The organism is Propionivibrio pelophilus DSM 12018 (assembly GCF_059569095.1).
Genome location: NZ_JCANUT010000004.1, coordinates 73,972 through 90,953, shown reverse-complemented (window position 1 = coordinate 90,953; position 16,982 = coordinate 73,972). Strand labels below are relative to the sequence as shown.

Sequence of the window (16,982 nt, the reverse complement as noted above, 5' to 3'; positions counted from 1 at the left end):
TTCTTGGGTACTTCTTCTTGGCAAGACAAGAAGAAGTACCTCGCCTGCAGGCGAAACACGGCGCGTCAGTCCGCGACCACGCTATCTCGTGCTGCTTTGGAGACGGATGCGTTGATCTTCGCCTGAACCGCTTGGTTCCGCGCCTGACGCGCGGGCATCCTTTCTTTTGCCTCGCCAAAAGAAAGGAGCCAAAGAAAAGGCGACCCCGGGTTACGCGATCGGCTGCGCCGACTCCCCTGCGCTACTCGGCAAGCCGGGCGGCTGCGCAACTCGGGGCTACGCCCCTCAAACAGTGCTCGCCGACTGCCCCCGGCTCGCCTCCGTTGCTCGGCGCTGCACAAGGGGAAGCTCAAAACCAACCGATCACTACCACCATCGGTTGAAACACCGTTCGGTTTTCCTTCTGCCCTCTGCGTCGTCGAGCAGCGCAGAGTACCCGGCAAAGCAGGGCGACGCAGCGGGCGCGCCTTCTTCTTGGAAAGACAATAAGAAGTACCTCGCCTGCAGGCGAAACACGGCGTTTCACCGACCTCCAACGCCTGAGATCGCAAAAAGACAAGAAAAATGGCGAATGAACCATCCGGAGTGAAAACTCACGACACGGCCGGCCCCGACTGCTGACCGTGTCGCAAAGTTGTAGTAGTCTTGCGCCCTTTTTTCGCTGTCCGACCACGCCACTGCCATGACGCGTGAATTTCAACGCGCCACCTTCCACCGCTCCACCCTCGTCCGTCTACTGTCCGACACGCATCCGCAGCTCCCCGACCCGAAATACGATTTCGGCGAACGGCTCGGGCGCTGGCTGGACCTTTCGGATGCGATGACGCTGTTTTCCGTCCTCGGCGCGGAGGCTGGCGGTCGCACGGCTGAACCTTCATCGGACGGCGATCTGCCAAGGCAACTGGCTCGCCTGCGCCAGACGCTGAGCGCCGCCATTCACCACGACGGCGTTTTTGTCGCGGCGCCCGACGGCACGAAACCGCGCATCCCGTTCCCGACGCTGACGCCCGCCGCCAATGACACCGACCACGCCGGCAGCCCCCCCGACTTCACGCCATTCCACCGCTACTACCTCGCGCACCAGCGCGAGATGAATACGGCGATCACCGCGCTGCGCGCCGACGCTCGCAAGGCCCTGGCCGCGCAGTCGGGCGCCGGCAGGCAACTGGCCAACCTCGACGCCACCTTCGAGAAGGCGCTGGCGGCGCGCGAATACAACCTGCTGGCCAACGTCCCGATCCTGCTCGCCCGATCCTTCGAGCAGCGCTACGCCGAACACCGCGCCAAAGCTGACGACGGTGATGATCCGGCGCTCTGGACGCAGCCGGGCAGCTGGCTGGAAGCCTTCTGCAATGACACCAAGCGCGCACTGCTCGCCGAACTCGAACTGCGCCTGAAGCCCGTCGCCGGGCTGATTGCCACATTGAACGACATGAACGAAACGAAACCGCATGAACAGTCCTGACCGATTTAACCGCAACCTCAGTCTCCTCGCCTTCATCCTCGGCTTGGCCGCCGTCATCTGGGTGGCCGTCGGCTACGTCGGCGGCAGCGCGCTGGCCTTCACCGTTTCCTGCCTCATCGCCACGGTCTATCTCGCCGGCGCCTTCGAAATGCGGCGCTTCGATGGCAACACGAGCGCGCTGGCCCGGGCGCTGGACAACATCCCGGACGAGGTCGACAACATCGGTGAGTGGCTGCAACAGGTCCCCGGCAATCTGCAGAACGCCGTTCGCCTGCGCATCGCCGGCGAACGCGTCGCCCTGCCGGGACCGAGCGTCACGCCGTACCTCGTCGGTCTACTGGTCCTGCTCGGCATGCTCGGCACCTTCCTCGGCATGGTCGTCACGCTGAACGGCGCCGTTCTGGCGCTGGAAAGCACGACCGACCTGCACACCATCCGTGCCGCACTGGCGTCACCGGTCAAGGGACTCGGTGTCGCCTTCGGCACCTCGGTCGCCGGCGTCGCCACCTCGGCCATGCTCGGCCTGATCTCGACGCTCGCCCGACGCGACCGCCAGCAGGTCGCCCAGTTGCTCGACGGCAGGATCGCCGGCGCGCTGCGCGGCGTCTCGTTCGCCCACCAGCGGCAGGAGACTTTCAAGGCGCTGCAGGTGCAAGCCCAGGCGCTGCCCGACCTGGTCGGCAAACTCGACGCGATGATGAGCCAGATGGCCGAGCAGAACCGCCAGCTTGGCGAACAGCTGCTCGCCGATCAGCAACGCTTCCATGGCGAAGCCAAAGTGCTGTACGCGGACCTCGCGCAATCGGTCGATCAGTCGCTCAAAACCGCCCTCCGGGAGAGCACGACGGCCACCGCAGAGGCCATCGAGCCGATCGTCGCGACGACCATGGCGGGCATCGCCGGCGAAACGCGCGGCCTGCACGACAAGCTGTTCGGCACCGTCGAAACGCAGCTAGCCAACGTCACCGACCAATTCACGCGGACCGCCGCCGGGATCGGCGAGACCTGGTCGCAATCGCTGGCGCGTGCCGAGCAGGCTGGCGAAGCTCAACGCCAGAATCTGCAAACCGCGTTCGCCAGCTACGCCGACACCTTCGAGCAACGCTCGACCGCGCTGCTCGCCTCGCTCGAAGCCAACCAGACCCGCTTGCAGGCCAACGCCGCGCAACAACTCGCTGCCCTGACCGCAACCGCTGCCACCCGCCAGCAGCAACTTGCCGACACGCTGACCGAGCAATTCGACGGGCTGACAACGCACCTCGATCGGACCATCACTCAGCTCGCCGGCACCTTCGGCGAACGCAGCCAATCGCTGCTCGCATCCATCGACGCCAGCCACGCCGCCTTCGCCGAGACGACGCGAGCCCAGCAGAACACGCTGACGCAGCACGTCGCGACCCAGCTCGATGGCATCGCCCAGCGTTTCGACGGCGCGGTGCAGACGGTTGCCGAGACGTGGATCAGCGCCCTGAGCAAACACGAGCAAGCCAGCGACCGTCTCACGCAAACGCTGGACCGGACGCAAACCTCCCTGGCCGAAACCTTCGCCGAACGTAGCGCCGCGCTGCTCGCCGACCAACGCACTGCCCAATCCGCCTGGCAAAGCGAATGGAGCGCCGGTGAAGAGGCCCGCCAGACCCGCATCACCGAGGCATTGACCGCAATGGCCAGCACGCTGGAAACACAATGGCAGCAAACGAGCGAGAAGACGCTGGCGCAGCAGGAAGCGATCACGCAAACGTTGAACGCCACCGCGTGCGACCTCGTCGCAGCTACCCAGAGCCAAGCCGAAACGACGATCGCCGAAGTCACCCGCCTGATGCAGACCGCCGCCGAGGCACCCAAGGCGGCGGCCGAAGTCATCGGCGAGCTGCGCCACGAACTCTCCGCCAGCATGGCGCGCGACAACAGCCTGCTCGAAGAACGCAGCCGCATCATGGAGACGCTGGGAACCCTGCTCGATGCCATCAACCACGCCTCGACCGAACAGCGCAGCGCGATCGACGCGCTGGTCGCTTCGTCGGCCGAACTGCTCGAACGCGTCGGCAGCCAATTCACCAACAAGGTCGAAAGCGAAGCCGGCAAGCTCGTCGAAGTCGGTGCCAGCGTCGCCGGCGGCGCGCTCGAAGTCGCCAGCCTCGGCGAAGCCTTCGGCCACGCCGTGCAGCTGTTCAGCGACTCCAACGAGAAGATGATGGCCGCGCTGCAGCGCATCGAAGGCGGGCTCGCCAAGTCGCTCACACGCAGCGACGAACAGCTCGCCTACTACGTCGCCCAGGCGCGCGAGGTCATCGAACTCAGCGTCCTGTCGCAGAAGAAGATGGTCGAAGACCTGCAGCGCGCCGGCCCCAGCGAGGCTTAAGCCATGGAAGAGATCGACGCCGGCTTTGAACACGGCGCGCATGAAAGCACGCCGGCGTGGGCGGTCTTCGGCGACCTGATGTCCGGGCTGCTCGGCGCTTTCGTCATCATTCTGGTGGGCGTGCTCGGCGTGCAACTCGAACTCGCCACCAGCCTAGAAGCCGAAATCCAGAAGCGCCAGCAGGAAGAACAACGCCGCGAAGCGCTCGAACGCGCACTCGCCGGCCCGCTCGCCTCGGGCCGCGTCACGCTCGACAACGGCAAGATCGGCATCAGCGGCAACGTTCTCTTCGCGCTCAACTCCGACCAGCTGCAACCGGATGGTCGTCAACTGCTGAAGACGCTCGCCCCGCCGATCACGGCGTATCTCGGCGCCAGCGAACAACTGCTGATGGTCAGCGGCTTCACCGACGACATGCCGGTGCGCGACAACAACCGGAAGTTCGCCGACAACTGGGAGCTCTCGGCCCAGCGCGCCCTGACCGTCACGCGCACGCTGATCGAGGAAGGCGTGCCGCCCTCCGCCGTCTTCGCCGCCGCCTTCGGGTCGCAGCAGCCGGTGGCCGACAACGCCGACGCCGACGGCCGCGCCCGCAACCGCCGCGTCGAGATGGCGCCGGTGCCCAAAACAAGCACCAACGACAATGGCCGCAACTGAAGATCTGCAAGCGACCCTGGACGCCCTGCGCGCCAGCGGCGCCGCCGAACGCGACCCGGTCCGCTTCGCCTACCTCGAGGCATTGGCCCGCCGCGCTGCCATACAGCCCGAAGCGGTACGCGCTGTACTCAGTGAACGGATCAACGACACCGTCCGCAAACTTGGCCCCCGCCCAAGTGAGCCGGCGACAGTAATCTCCGACGAAGGTGCAAGCAGTCCGCTGGCCAAACTCCTCGCCGACATCGGCCAGCACGCCGATGACCAGCCGGAAACGCCGGCGCTCCGCTCGGTCACCCGCTTCCACGACACCTGGGCCCGGCTCAGCAGCGAGCAGCAACTCACCCAGACCCTTGCGCAGGCCCCGGAGAACGCCGGGCCGATGAACTCGCAGCACCTCGTCCTGCGCAGCCTGCAAGTCATGCGCGACATCGCACCGGACTATCTGCAGTCCTTCATGTCCTACATCGACACGCTGATCTGGCTGGAGCAGGCGGCGCCGACCAGGGCGACCACCCGTTCATCGGCAGGTGAGCGCGAGAACAAATCACAAACCACAAAGCGTAGCGCGACAAACCGGTAACCGGCTGCAAGAATCAGAAACAAAACCGACTTGGGCGCGTTTCCCGCTGGTGCTGATTAAAAAAGTCGCAGCAGGCGAGCCGGCAGCAGGTTAAGATCAAAGGGAGATCCAAACGCAAAACTCGGGCCAATGACGATCCACCGATGGTACGCCTGCCTCGAACGAGTCGGCGCCTTCGCCAGCAGAGTCATTCTGTTGGTAGCGACGGCGGCCGTCTTGCCCGCTGCTGCCGAACATCAGGAGACGCTCGCACTACAACTCAAGGGGCCACACCAGTTCCAGTTCGCCGGCTACTACGCGGCGCAGGAAAAAGGGTTCTACCGCGAGAAGGGACTGGACATGCGTTTCATGGAGGCGAAACCTGACACGAACGTCGTCGACGAGATCGTCAGCGGCCGGGCGGAATTCGGCGTTGGGAACAGCGCTGTGCTCCTTGCACGCCAGAAAGGCAAACCGGTCGTCGCCCTGGCGGCGGTGTTCCAGCATTCGCCGCTCATGCTCTACGGGCACATCTACTCGGGCATTTCCTCGGTCCGCGACCTCAAGGGCAAGCGGATCATGCTCGAACCGAATGCCGAAGAACTTCTGGCCTTCCTGCGGCGCGAAGGCATCTCCGAGAACACGCTGAACCCCTTCCCGCATACCTTCTCGACCGACGAGATCATTCTCGGGCGCGTCGACGCGATGAGCGGCCAATCGACCAGCACGCCTTTCCTGCTGGACAAGAGCTACATCCCCTACGTCGCCCTCTCGCCGCGCTCGGCCGGCATCGACTTCTATGGCGACATTCTGTTCACCTCGGAAGACCAGGTGCGCGAGCATCCACAACGCACCAGGGCGTTCCGCGAAGCCAGCCTGAAAGGTTGGGAGTACGCGCTGGAGCATCCCAAGGAAATCGTGGACATTATCCGCAGCCGCTATGCCACGGACAAAAGCCGCGAATTCCTGTTGTTCGAGGCCGAACGCATCAAGCCGCTGGTCAAGGATGACCTGCTCAGCATTGGCCACATGCGCGGCGAGCGCTGGCAAAACATCATCAATACCTACGCCGAACTCGGACTGATGCCCAGCAACTTCCGATTGGGTAATTTCCTTTACATCGACGATGAGAAGGAACAACGGCGACAGGAACAGAAAAAATGGGTAATCGGGTTGTCGATTGCCGTTGCCGTCGGAGCATTGGCATCACTCATCGCCGCATTCATGCTGCGCCTCAACCGACGCATGAAGCGGGAAATGGCCGCGCGCGAACAGGCCGTCAGCGAATTGCGTGAGAGCGAAAGCAAGTTCCGCTTCATCGCCGAGAACAGCGGCGACGTGATCTGGATCCTCGACATCGCCAGCGGCCGCTTTACCTACATCAGCCCGGCGGTTTTCGAACTGCGCGGGTACACGCCGGAGGAGGTCATGGCACAGCCGATGGACGCTGCGCTGACGCCGGAATCGGCACAACGCGCCAAGGACACGCTCAAGGAATCGATCGCGCGCTGGAACGCCGGCGACCCGCTACGTTCCCCACGGATGACAGAAATCGACCAGCCGCACAAGGACGGCCACGTCGTGCACACCGAGGTAGTCACCACCCTGCACGCCGACGCCAGCGGCAAACCCGCCTACGTGATCGGCGTCACCCGTAACATCACCGAACGCAAGCGCGCCGAAGAGGCGATCCGTCGACTGGCCTTCTACGATCCGCTCACCGACCTGGCCAACCGCCGCTTGCTGCTCGACCGTCTTCCGCAACAGATCGCCCGCGCCCGTCGGGATCAGCACCGGCTGGGAATCCTCTACATCGATCTGGACAAGTTCAAGCCGATCAACGACCGCCTCGGGCACGAAGCGGGCGATTGGTTGCTCCGCTCGGTGGCCGGGCGAATCCGCGACTGCCTGCGCCTGTCGGACACCGCAGCCCGTGTGGGGGGCGACGAGTTCGTCGTCCTGCTGCCCGACATCCAGCACCCGGGACACGCACAGACCGTAGCAGAAAAGATCAGCCACGAACTGCAACAGCCGTTCATCACCGATGCCGGCGAGAAACTGAACGTTTCATCGAGCATCGGCATCGCACTCTATCCCGACCACAGCGAAAACGACCAGGAACTGATACGAATGGCCGACGAAGCCATGTATCACGCCAAGCGCTCGGGCAGTGGCCGTGTCGAACTGTTCTCGCCCATCGAAGCCGCCGGAGAAATCGGCACCGACACGCACCGTGTCCTGCATCTCGCCTGGCGGCCCAGTTTCGCGTCGCACCACCCCGCCATCGACCAGCAACACCGCGAACTGTTCCGTCTGGCCAATGCCCTGCTGGATGCCGCGCCCACCAATTTTTCGAATGCCTTCGACGTACTGTTGACCCACGTCGAACAGCATTTCTCCGACGAGGAAAAAGTCCTCCGCGACCATGCCTATGAAGCACTCGCCGACCACACCGCCCGCCACCACGCACTGATCCGCAATGCGCTGGAACTACGCCGCCGCGTGGACGAGAAGACGGTATCGATGGGCGAACTGGTCGATTTCCTGGCCCGTGATGTCGTAGCCAAGCACATGCTTCAGGAAGACCGGAAGTTTTTCAGCCTCTTCGCGAAACCCGGGCAGACAAAGCCAACGGACATACACCGCAACTGAGATGCCGAGACACCGGCGCCCCTTCACGCCGGCAAGGCTTTCCGGTTAGCATTCTGCCTTCTGCCAATGACATAGTCTGGCCTTTCCGAGGACCCCCATGAGCAAGCGAAAGATCCTCGTCGTCGACGACGACAAGCGGCTGCGCGACCTGTTGCAACGTTACCTGGGCGAACAGGGGTTCGCCGTCAAGGTGGCGGAAAACGCCGAGATGATGGACAAGGCGATGGCGCGCGAGACGTTCGACCTGATCGTGCTCGACCTGATGCTGCCGGGCGAGGATGGCCTGTCGATTTGCCGCCGCCTGCGGGCCAGCGAACCGCAACAGGCGATCGTGATGCTGACGGCCAAGGGTGACGAGATCGACCGCATCGTCGGACTGGAAATGGGCGCCGACGACTACCTGCCCAAGCCGTTCAACCCGCGTGAGCTGGTCGCCCGCATCCAGGCCGTGCTGCGCCGCCGCGTGGCTGTCGTTCCCGGCGCACCGAACGCCGAGCACAAGACCATCGTGTTCGCCAACATCGAAGTCGACCTTGCCACGCGCACCTTGACCAAGGACGGGGAGGCCCAGCCGCTGACCACCGGCGAATTCGCCGTGCTCAAGGTGCTGCTCGAACACCCCCGTCAGCCCCTGTCCCGCGACCGGCTGATGACCCTGGCCCGCGGCCGCGAGCACGGACCGTTCGACCGGGCGATCGATGTCCAGGTCTCCCGCCTGCGCAAGCTGATCGAACCCGACCCGGCAACGCCCCGCTACCTGCAAACCGTCTGGGGCTTCGGCTACGTCTTCATTCCCGACGGCGAAACCAAGTGAAACTGCCGCAGCGGCTCGTTCCGCAGACGCTGCTTGGCCGCGCCTTCCTGCTGATCAGCCTGGTCATCTTCGTTTCCGGGATCGTCTGGTTCGCCCTTTTCAGCCTCGCCGGACGCGAACCCCGCGCCCGTCAACTGGCGGAACTGGCCGTCAGCATGGTCAACCTGACCAAGGCCGGTCTCGTCGCCGCCGACCCGGGGAAACGGGTTGCCCTGCTGCAGGATCTTGCAGAGAGTGAGGGTGTTCATCTCTATCCGGCCGAACAGAACGACACTGTCGCGCCCTTGCCCGACACCTTCTTCTTCAACGTCATGAAGCAGGCCGTCATCGCCCAGCTCGGACCACAGAGCCGCTTCGCCAGCGAGGTTAACGGGCAAGAGGGGCTGTGGATCAGCTTTTCGATCGACCCCGGCGATGACGACGAATACTGGCTGATGCTGCCCGCGGCCCGCGCCGAGCGACCGGTTCCGTGGCACTGGCTCGGCTGGGGGTTTGCCTCGCTGGCCCTTGCCCTCTTGGTCGCCTGGTTGATCGTTTCCCGCGTCACGCAGCCGCTGCGCACCCTGGCCAACGCCGCCCGCGAACTGGGACAGGGGCGTCATCCTGCGCCGGTGACGATCGATGGCGCGAACGAATTGCGGCAACTCGCGGACGCGTTCAACCGAATGTCGAACGACCTGCAGCAGATCGCCACCGAACGAACGGAGGTTCTGGCCGGCATTTCGCACGACTTGCGTACCCCCCTTGCCCGCCTGCGCCTGGAATGCGAAATGTCCATTGCCGACGACGATGCACGGGAGGCAGTCGTCGGCGACATCGAGCAGATGGATACGATCATCGCCCAGTTCCTCGACTACGCGCGCGGGGACGGCAAGGAAACGCCCATCGACAGCGATATCAACGCGCTCATCGAGCAAGTCATCGCGCGATATCTGCGCACTGAGCCGGCGCCGCAATTCACGCCAGGCAAGCTTCCGGGGACGATCCATGTGCGCCCGAAGGCACTGAGCCGCGCCATCGCCAACTTGCTCGACAACGCGCTTAAATACGGGGCCGCGCCGTTCAGCGTCGAGACACGACAGGAAAGTTCGCTGCTGGTGATCGACGTCGCGGACTGCGGCCCCGGGCTTCCGGATGCCGAACTGGAACGGCTGAAACGCCCCTTCACCCGACTGGAAAACGCCCGCACCGACGCCAGCGGCACCGGCCTCGGCCTGGCCATCGTGGAGAGGATCGCCCGCCTGCACGGCGGCACCTTCGAACTGCAGAACCGCCCCGGCGGCGGTTTGATTGCGCGCCTGCGCATCCCGACGCAGGCGTCCTGACGGCAACTACAAGACTTTGCCGGGATTCATGATCCCGTTCGGATCGAGCGCCTGCTTGATCGTGCGCATCATGTTGATCTCGACGGGACTGCGATAAGTCGCCAGTTCGCGGCGCTTGAGCTGGCCGATGCCATGTTCGGCGCTGATGCTCCCGCCGAACCGCGTCACCAGATCGTAGACGAGGCGATTGACCTCCGGTTGCCGCGGAATGAATTCGGCATTGGCCGCCTTGTCCGGCATCGACTGGTTGTAATGCAGGTTGCCGTCGCCGACATGGCCGAAGGCCACGATCCGCACCCCGGGAAACGCCGCCGTGAGCGCCACATCGGCCGCATCGACGAACTCGGCCAGGCGCGAAATCGGCAGCGAGATGTCGTGCTTGATGCTGATCCCCTCCTTCTTTTCCGCCTCGCTGATGTTCTCGCGCAAGGCCCACAGCTTGTGCGTCTGCTCGATGTTCTGGGCGATCACCGCATCGCTCACCGTGCCGTTGTCGAACGCCGTCTCGAGGAAACGCTCGAGTCCGGCATTGAGTTCGCTTTCGCCGTCCGGCGCCGACAATTCGACGAGCAGGTACCACGGACTTACCGACAGCGGCGGCTGCGCGCCCTCGATATGCTTGAAGACGAGGTTGAGCGAAAGCTCGGAGACGAGCTCGCAGGCGGTCAGCGCAGTGCCGAAAGCACTTTGCAGTTCACCGAGCAACTGCACCGCGACGCTCGGCGATTCGATCGCCAACCAGGCCGTGGCGATCGCCCGCGGCTGCGGAAACAGCTTCAATACCGCGGCTGTGATGATGCCCAGCGTCCCCTCGGCGCCAATGAACAGTTGCTTCAGGTCGTAGCCGGTGTTGTCCTTGCGCAACCCACGGAGGCCATCCCACACCTCGCCATTCGGCAGGACCGCCTCCAGGCCGAGGGTGAACTCGCGGATATTGCCGTAGCGCAGCACCCGGACGCCGCCGGCATTGGTCGACAAGTTGCCGCCGATCTGGCAACTCCCTTCAGCCGCCAGCGAAAGCGGAAAATAGCGTCCCGCCTCGAACGCCGCATCCTGCACGGTCTTCAACAGGCAGCCGGCCTCGACGGTGATGGTGTTGTTCGCCCGGTCGATCGCCCGGATGAGGTTCAGCCGCGAGAGACTGATCATCACGGCGTTGCCCGAGAGGTCCGGGATGCCGCCGCCGCACAGGCTGGTGTTGCCCCCCTTCGGCACCATTGGCACACCGGCGGCGGCACATACGCGCACCACGCCGGCAACCTCTGCGGTCGACGCAGGACGCACAAGACACCGGGCCGCGCCATGATAACGACCGCGCCAGTCAGTCAGATGCGCAGCCATCTCCTCGGCACGTTGCAGGACGTGGTCTTCGCCGACCACGGCAGACAGTTGTCCAATCAGTTCGTCGCGCGTCACGCTGCTCGCTCCGATTACTCGGGAATCGCCTCCGCATAAAGATCATGCTCGTCGGCATCGACGACGCGCACCTTCAGGAAATCACCCGGCTCGGCGTCAAAATACTGGTCGATGATCACCAGCCCGTCGATTTCCGGCGCATCGGCCGACGAGCGTGCCAAGGTTCCTTCATCATCGACTGCGTCGACCAATACGGTGATTTCGCGCCCGATCTTGGCCGCCAACAGTTCGGCCGAAATATCTTCCTGCACGTCCATCAAACGGCGGCGCCGCTCCTCACGCACTTTGTCGGGCACCGCGGGCGCCAGTGAATTGGCCACGGCGCCTTCTACCGGCGAATAAGGGAAGCAACCGACACGGTCGAGCCGCGCCTCTTCGATGAATTCCAGCAGCTCCTCGAACTCCGCCTCGGTCTCGCCCGGGAAGCCGGTGATGAAGGTGCTGCGGATCGTGATGTCCGGACAGACTGCGCGCCAGGCCTTGATCCGCTCAAGGTTGTTTTCGGCGCTCGCCGGCCGCTTCATGGCCTTGAGGATGCGCGAATTGGAATGCTGGAACGGCACGTCGAGGTACGGCAGGATCTTGCCCTCGGCCATCAGCGGGATCAGCTCATCGACGCTCGGATACGGATACACATAATGCAGGCGCACCCAGATGCCGAACTCGGCCAGCGCCTCGCACAACTCCCTCAATCGCGTCTTGACCGGGCGACCGCCGACGAAGCCTGTGCGGTATTTCACATCGACGCCATAGGCGCTGGTGTCCTGCGAGATGACCAGCAACTCGCGCACGCCGGCTTCGGCAAGATGTTTCGCTTCCTGCAGCACATCGCCGATCGGCCGGCTGACCAGCGGCCCGCGCAACGACGGGATGATGCAGAAAGTACAACTGTGGTTGCAGCCTTCCGAAATCTTCAGGTAGGCAAAATGCTGCGGCGTCAGCTTGATACCCTGCGGCGGGACCAGGCTGGTGAACGGATCGTGCGGCTGCGGCAGATGCGTATGCACGTGCTGCAGCACCTCGTCCGCCGAGTGCGGCCCGGTAATCGCCAGCACTTTCGGATGCGCTTCACGCACCAGTTCCTGTTTTGCCCCGAGGCAGCCGGTCACGATCACCTTGCCGTTCTCTTCCAGCGCCTCGCCGATCGCTTCCAGCGATTCCTCGACGGCGGCATCAATGAAGCCGCAGGTGTTGACCACCACCAGATCGGCGCCCTCGTACGAAGGCGAAATCACGTACCCTTCAGCGCGCAGTTTGGTGAGAATCTGTTCGGAATCGACGAGTGCCTTCGGGCACCCGAGGGAGACAAAGCCGACTTTCGGCGGCAGTCTGGAATCTATCATCGTGGAATCGGCTTCAGAAAACCGAAAGACGCCGCACGCCGTGCGCGCCTCGTCTCTCAAACGGACGGCAAAAAGAAAGTGGCGAGCCTTACCCCGGCACTCACAGTAAATGGCTGTGGCTGCTTCCTTCCGGACCTGACCAGGTTCACCACCCTGCGATGCGGGGAGACCCGCCGGCGCGAATGTTACCACAGAGCGCGGCGAGGATCGGCACCGCGCAAAAACCTTTTTCGGCCTGACCGGTTTTACGGTCAGGAACGCGTATCCTCCGGAAAATCGAGCAGCTCGCGCAGCTGTGCCAGCGTCCCCTGGTCCTTGACGACGGACGCCAGCCAGCGCTCGAGCGGCATTTCCGCCCAATTGGCCGCCCGTTCGGCCAGCGGCGCCACCGGGCTGTGCGGCTCGTTCTTGCGGAAATACGACGCCGCGGCGCGCAACGCCTGGATCGCATCGGAACGGGTAACGATGATGCCCTGTACAGACCGCGGCAAGAGCGACGGCGCCATATCGACCGCGTGGCTGTTTCGTTCCGTCCCGGCTAAAGGAGATTCCTGGCCCCGAGCCACCACCACCTGGCCGCCCAAGCGGGCCAGCAACTTGCCGACAAGCGACTCGCACGCGCCAAGCGTCTCCTGCATTTCCTTCAGGCTCGGCGCATCGAGTCCGAAGCGTTCGTCAATGCGGGCGGCCAGCATCCCGGCAGCAGAAACCGCGTCGCCTATTCGCGCATGCAACTTCTCGTAATAGGCCGGCCCGGATAGCTGCACGGCCTTGTCGAAATCTTCACCGCACAACTTCCCGGCGGCAATCGCCTTGTCGCGGGCGCCACCGTCCTTCAACCCCAGGTTGTCGACCAGACGCGATTCCTCCCACTTCAGGAACGAATAACCACCGGACGCCCGATCGGTCAGCGGAATCTCGCGGATCACCGCGCTCAGCTGCTTGTTTAACCACTCGATCTTCCCGGCCCGCTCGTCGAGATCGTCCGGATCAAGACTGGGATAGCAGAATTCCCAGAATTCGTTGAGAAGCCCCTCGACGACCGCAAGCCCCGCGGTCACTCCCTCGAACCCCTTCAGCCGCGCCATCGCTTCGGCGTACCAGGCCGCGACCTGCAAGTCCTTGCTCTGACGCGACAACACATCCTCCGCCAATTCCCTCACCCTTGGCCAGTCCGCGGTCTTCAATGAGGTCTCCCACTCTCCCTGCGCCAGCGTCGTATCGTCCTCGCGCCGCGCCTCGAGGATTTCGTCGAATACGGCAGAAAACGACAGGTCGACACCACCGATGTCGTCACCGGGAACAGGGTCAAGGAGCGGAGCAGGTAGAAGGCTGTTCATGGATTTCTTCCGTCAGTCGGAGTTTTGCGACTCCAGGAATTTTTTCGAGTACGTAAATAGAGCGATCTTTGCCATCCTCAGATCTGAGCAGGCGTGAAGCCGGGGGCGGCGAATGCCGACACCAAGTGGCAGGAAGGGGTGAAACGAAGTGGTAATCGCGCACCTGTTGGCGCCTGTGTCATGGCATCTTCTTGCGAAATGAAATACGGAACAGACAGTCTCGTTTTTCCTCCTTGAAGGCAAACGACAGTTCCCCCCACGGCATCGCTGCAGCATATACGGTGGTTTCCTGCAACGAGCGCCCACGAGGGTATTGAACGATGGTTAGCACACCAAAGTGCTCGCGAATCTCGTCGAGGCCGATACACCGCCCCTCAAGTTCAATAGACAACCCACTGTTCTTCCCGAATTCACCGCCGGGTAGTAGCGCGAGACTTACGCGAGAGACTGACGAACCATCATCAAGCGGATGACCGCCCCCTACGAGGTGCCAAAGGTATTCATCACGCGTTTTGTCTGTCAGTTCTGTTCTCAATACCGCTTCGACTACCTCTCTCGAAAGCGGCATCTTTTCGCCAAGTGTATTCACGACGCCCCATAGCGTCCCGCATCCATTTTCCATCAATGATTCCTTTTCCTTAGCGCCGGAAGCATGCAGACATCCCGCACACAAACACCCCAACATACCGAGCAAGAACAGGCGCAATAGATTATTTTTTCGCCGGATAGGCTCGGTCATACCATCCCCCGTAATAGTCTGCATACGATTGTGCTGTATTCGAGGTTATCTCACCCGTTCCAAACCTTGCGCCAATGGAGTTTCGTGCGGCAATCGCATTGCCGTCTTTGAGGTACTGATCGTAAGCCGCATTGTACGCAGCATGATTGGCACGGTTTCCTGCAATTCCGATATCCGGGCCTCCGCTGGACAGTATCTCTCGCTGTACCTTTATGTTGTTCATCGTGGCGCCCCCTTCATCGGCCATTGCGCCATTGATGAAAGCAGTTCTGGACGAATAGTCGGCTGCGTACGGATAGACAGCATGCCCAACCTCGTGAGCAAGCGATTGAGTTGCAACTTCCGAATTTCCCCTCTCTGAGCCATCAATCGTAATTGTCGGAGGAGACGCCATTCGATCAGCGTACGACCCACTTCCTGCGGGACCATACTCAATTGCCCACCCCTCCTGTTTCAGTTTGAGAACGTCCTTCTGCAGACTCGGTGACTTGGCGACAAGTGCATCGACGCCGTCACCCAGCCCTGTCACCACCGCAGAACCGCTTTTTCCGGCAGCATGTACTGCAGAACTTGCCGTGCTTGCCGCCTCAGCCACCTTCGGCGCGAGCAAGCCCACCACCGAAGCTGCCATCGCGCCGGATGCCGAGCCGGCACCTTCGAAGGAGCGCCCCAAGGTCGGCAACGTGGAGATCAACGAACAGCCGCAACTGCATTTGTGGCCTTCGAGCGCCACGGCTTGCCCTTCGACGTACCACGACGGATCGCCCTCGACGATGGTCACGACACCGTGACCTTTCTTCGGACAAACCGCCTTGTCGCCACGTCTCGCCACCCGCTTGCCGTTGATTTCGGTATTCGCCGCGGCCGTAATCACCCGCCCGCCGTGCGTGTGCGGATCGCCCAGACGTATTACTCGCTTCATTCTCTCTCCCGAGTATTAGCCCATTGCCATTTCGGCGGGTTCTGGCGCACGCGCAAAAAAGAGCAACAAGGTTGCGTCGCGACGGAACTCGACGCAAAGCGCCGTACCTTGCGTCGCGGCGGCTCGGGCCACCGCGACGGAGAGCATGCCGACATCAAGCGCATCGCCGAGATCGCCGGCCACGGTGGAAATGTTTGTCGCTTCGTCGAACGGATCGAGCTCGATGCCGTGCTCGAGCAGCGCCACACCAAGTCCGGCCATGTGCACACCGCAATTCGCCGGCGTTCCCGCGTTATGTACCAGCCAATTGCACGTGCCGCTCCCTCCGCCTTCCTGCGCCTTTGCCTCTACGCCGTCGCAGGCCGGGAGCATCTCATCCATTCCGGCATAACGCCGGGCCTCATCCAGAGCTCTTCCCAAGGTGCGTGCCAACACGTTGGCACGCGTTTTCCCGCTATCCATCCCGACCATGGCCGGTCGATGCAGACGCGCCAGTATCGGCAGGGAACGCAGCGCCTCGTCCTTTTCCAGGGAAGAATCCGCGTCATCGCTCACGAAATCGGGATGGGTCAGCAACATCGCGAACACCCCTTGCCCCGGTTTCCCGGCATCGACTGCGCCCTCTTCTTCGTCCGTGTTCTGCGCCTGCAGCCACGGCGAATCCGTCCCGAGCAGAACGACGGCCAATCCCGGAGTCTGCTCAAACAAGCGGAGAAGAGCGCTCAATACGCTCCCTTCTTCCGCCAGTTGAAGTATCCGTCCGGGATCACGCACGCCATCGAATAATAGCCCCCCCTCCTCGATAAGCGCATGTTGCACGCCCCTGACCGCGTTCACGAACTCGTCCGCACGCGCCTCGCCCGGCGGCACGACATAAAGAGGGAGCGATACGGCGGCCGGGCTGCTCGCATAGATCGCTCCCAACGCCTCGTGCATGCCGGAACGCAAATGGGCCACCACTTCGGCCCGCTCATCAACATCCGCAGCCGAGGACTCGAATGAAGAGAGGTAAACACCTTGACACGCCTCGGCCAGAGGGACATCACCATCCCCGGCGCTCACCTGCGCCAGCGCAACAGCGCGGCAATCGCAGCCGAATCGATTGCGCTGCGACTCCTCCGTGGCAAGTCTGCGAGCTTTTTCTTCCCCCGCCTGGCGTTCTTCTTCGGCGCGCTCCTCCATCGCCCGGGTCCGCGCCTCCGCGACGCGGCCCCGCCAACGTCGCCAGCCAAACCAGAGCCCCCCGCAGAACAGCGGCGGCAGCGCATGAACAGCGGCTAGCCGGGGCAACGACCATTGACCGAAATCCGGCGCCACACCGAACCACAACGCGCTTACCCAGGCGGCAGCCAGCGTCGCCAAGATGATCAATCTCCTCAGCATTCCGG

Annotated in this window: 13 protein-coding genes and 1 other RNA gene; 7 read left to right on the top strand and 7 right to left on the bottom strand. The window is 63.1% G+C overall.

Annotated elements, in window-relative coordinates; all coding sequences use genetic code 11:
- Positions 1-682: 682 nt before the first annotated feature.
- The 7 genes from BO74_RS03740 to BO74_RS03710 all read left to right on the top strand — a co-directional run bounded on the left by BO74_RS03740 (position 683) and on the right by BO74_RS03710 (position 9,834).
- A complete protein-coding gene (locus BO74_RS03740; protein ID WP_496440127.1) occupies positions 683-1,465 on the top strand; it encodes a DUF3348 family protein in 783 nt (260 codons plus the stop codon).
- On the top strand, positions 1,452-3,827 hold the full coding sequence (locus BO74_RS03735; protein WP_496440125.1) for a DUF802 domain-containing protein: 2,376 nt from the start codon (positions 1,452-1,454) through the stop codon (positions 3,825-3,827). Before BO74_RS03740 ends, BO74_RS03735 begins: the two co-directional genes overlap by 14 nt.
- Positions 3,828-3,830: 3 nt before the next feature.
- Positions 3,831-4,484 (top strand): OmpA family protein, encoded by a 654-nt coding sequence (locus BO74_RS03730; protein WP_496440123.1) that lies wholly within the window; start codon positions 3,831-3,833, stop codon positions 4,482-4,484.
- The gene (locus BO74_RS03725; protein ID WP_496440122.1) at positions 4,471-5,064 is read left to right on the top strand and encodes a DUF2894 domain-containing protein; all 594 of its coding nucleotides are present in this window, start codon (positions 4,471-4,473) and stop codon (positions 5,062-5,064) included. The genes BO74_RS03730 and BO74_RS03725 overlap by 14 nt, the downstream gene beginning before the upstream one ends.
- 129 nt (positions 5,065-5,193) lie before the next feature.
- Positions 5,194-7,695, top strand: a complete 2,502-nt coding sequence (locus BO74_RS03720) for a diguanylate cyclase domain-containing protein (RefSeq protein ID WP_496440121.1) — start codon at positions 5,194-5,196, stop codon at positions 7,693-7,695.
- Positions 7,696-7,792: 97 nt separating this feature from the next.
- A complete protein-coding gene (gene ompR / locus BO74_RS03715) occupies positions 7,793-8,509 on the top strand; it encodes an osmolarity response regulator transcription factor OmpR (RefSeq protein WP_496440119.1) in 717 nt (238 codons plus the stop codon).
- On the top strand, positions 8,506-9,834 hold the full coding sequence (locus BO74_RS03710) for an ATP-binding protein (protein WP_496440117.1): 1,329 nt from the start codon (positions 8,506-8,508) through the stop codon (positions 9,832-9,834). Before ompR ends, BO74_RS03710 begins: the two co-directional genes overlap by 4 nt.
- A gap of 6 nt (positions 9,835-9,840) precedes the next feature.
- On the opposite strand, the gene BO74_RS03705 is transcribed toward BO74_RS03710, so the two are convergent.
- The 7 genes from BO74_RS03705 to BO74_RS03675 form a co-directional block, all read right to left on the bottom strand.
- Positions 9,841-11,250, bottom strand: a complete 1,410-nt coding sequence (locus BO74_RS03705) for an FAD-binding oxidoreductase (protein WP_496440114.1) — start codon at positions 11,248-11,250, stop codon at positions 9,841-9,843.
- 14 nt (positions 11,251-11,264) lie between these two features.
- Positions 11,265-12,593 (bottom strand): 30S ribosomal protein S12 methylthiotransferase RimO, encoded by a 1,329-nt coding sequence (gene rimO, locus BO74_RS03700; protein WP_496440112.1) that lies wholly within the window; start codon positions 12,591-12,593, stop codon positions 11,265-11,267.
- Positions 12,594-12,670: 77 nt separating this feature from the next.
- An RNA gene (gene ffs / locus BO74_RS03695) (signal recognition particle sRNA small type) lies at positions 12,671-12,768 on the bottom strand.
- 76 nt (positions 12,769-12,844) lie between these two features.
- Positions 12,845-13,933, bottom strand: coding sequence for a type VI secretion system protein TssA (tssA, locus tag BO74_RS03690; protein WP_496440111.1), 1,089 nt, complete (start codon positions 13,931-13,933; stop codon positions 12,845-12,847).
- Positions 13,934-14,111: 178 nt separating this feature from the next.
- Positions 14,112-14,672, bottom strand: coding sequence for a hypothetical protein (locus BO74_RS03685; RefSeq protein ID WP_496440109.1), 561 nt, complete (start codon positions 14,670-14,672; stop codon positions 14,112-14,114).
- A complete protein-coding gene (locus BO74_RS03680) occupies positions 14,644-15,594 on the bottom strand; it encodes a PAAR domain-containing protein (protein WP_496440106.1) in 951 nt (316 codons plus the stop codon). Before BO74_RS03680 ends, BO74_RS03685 begins: the two co-directional genes overlap by 29 nt.
- A 15-nt stretch (positions 15,595-15,609) precedes the next feature.
- Entirely contained in the window at positions 15,610-16,977 is a 1,368-nt protein-coding gene (locus BO74_RS03675; RefSeq protein ID WP_496440104.1) for a hypothetical protein, read from the bottom strand.
- Positions 16,978-16,982: the final 5 nt, after the last annotated feature.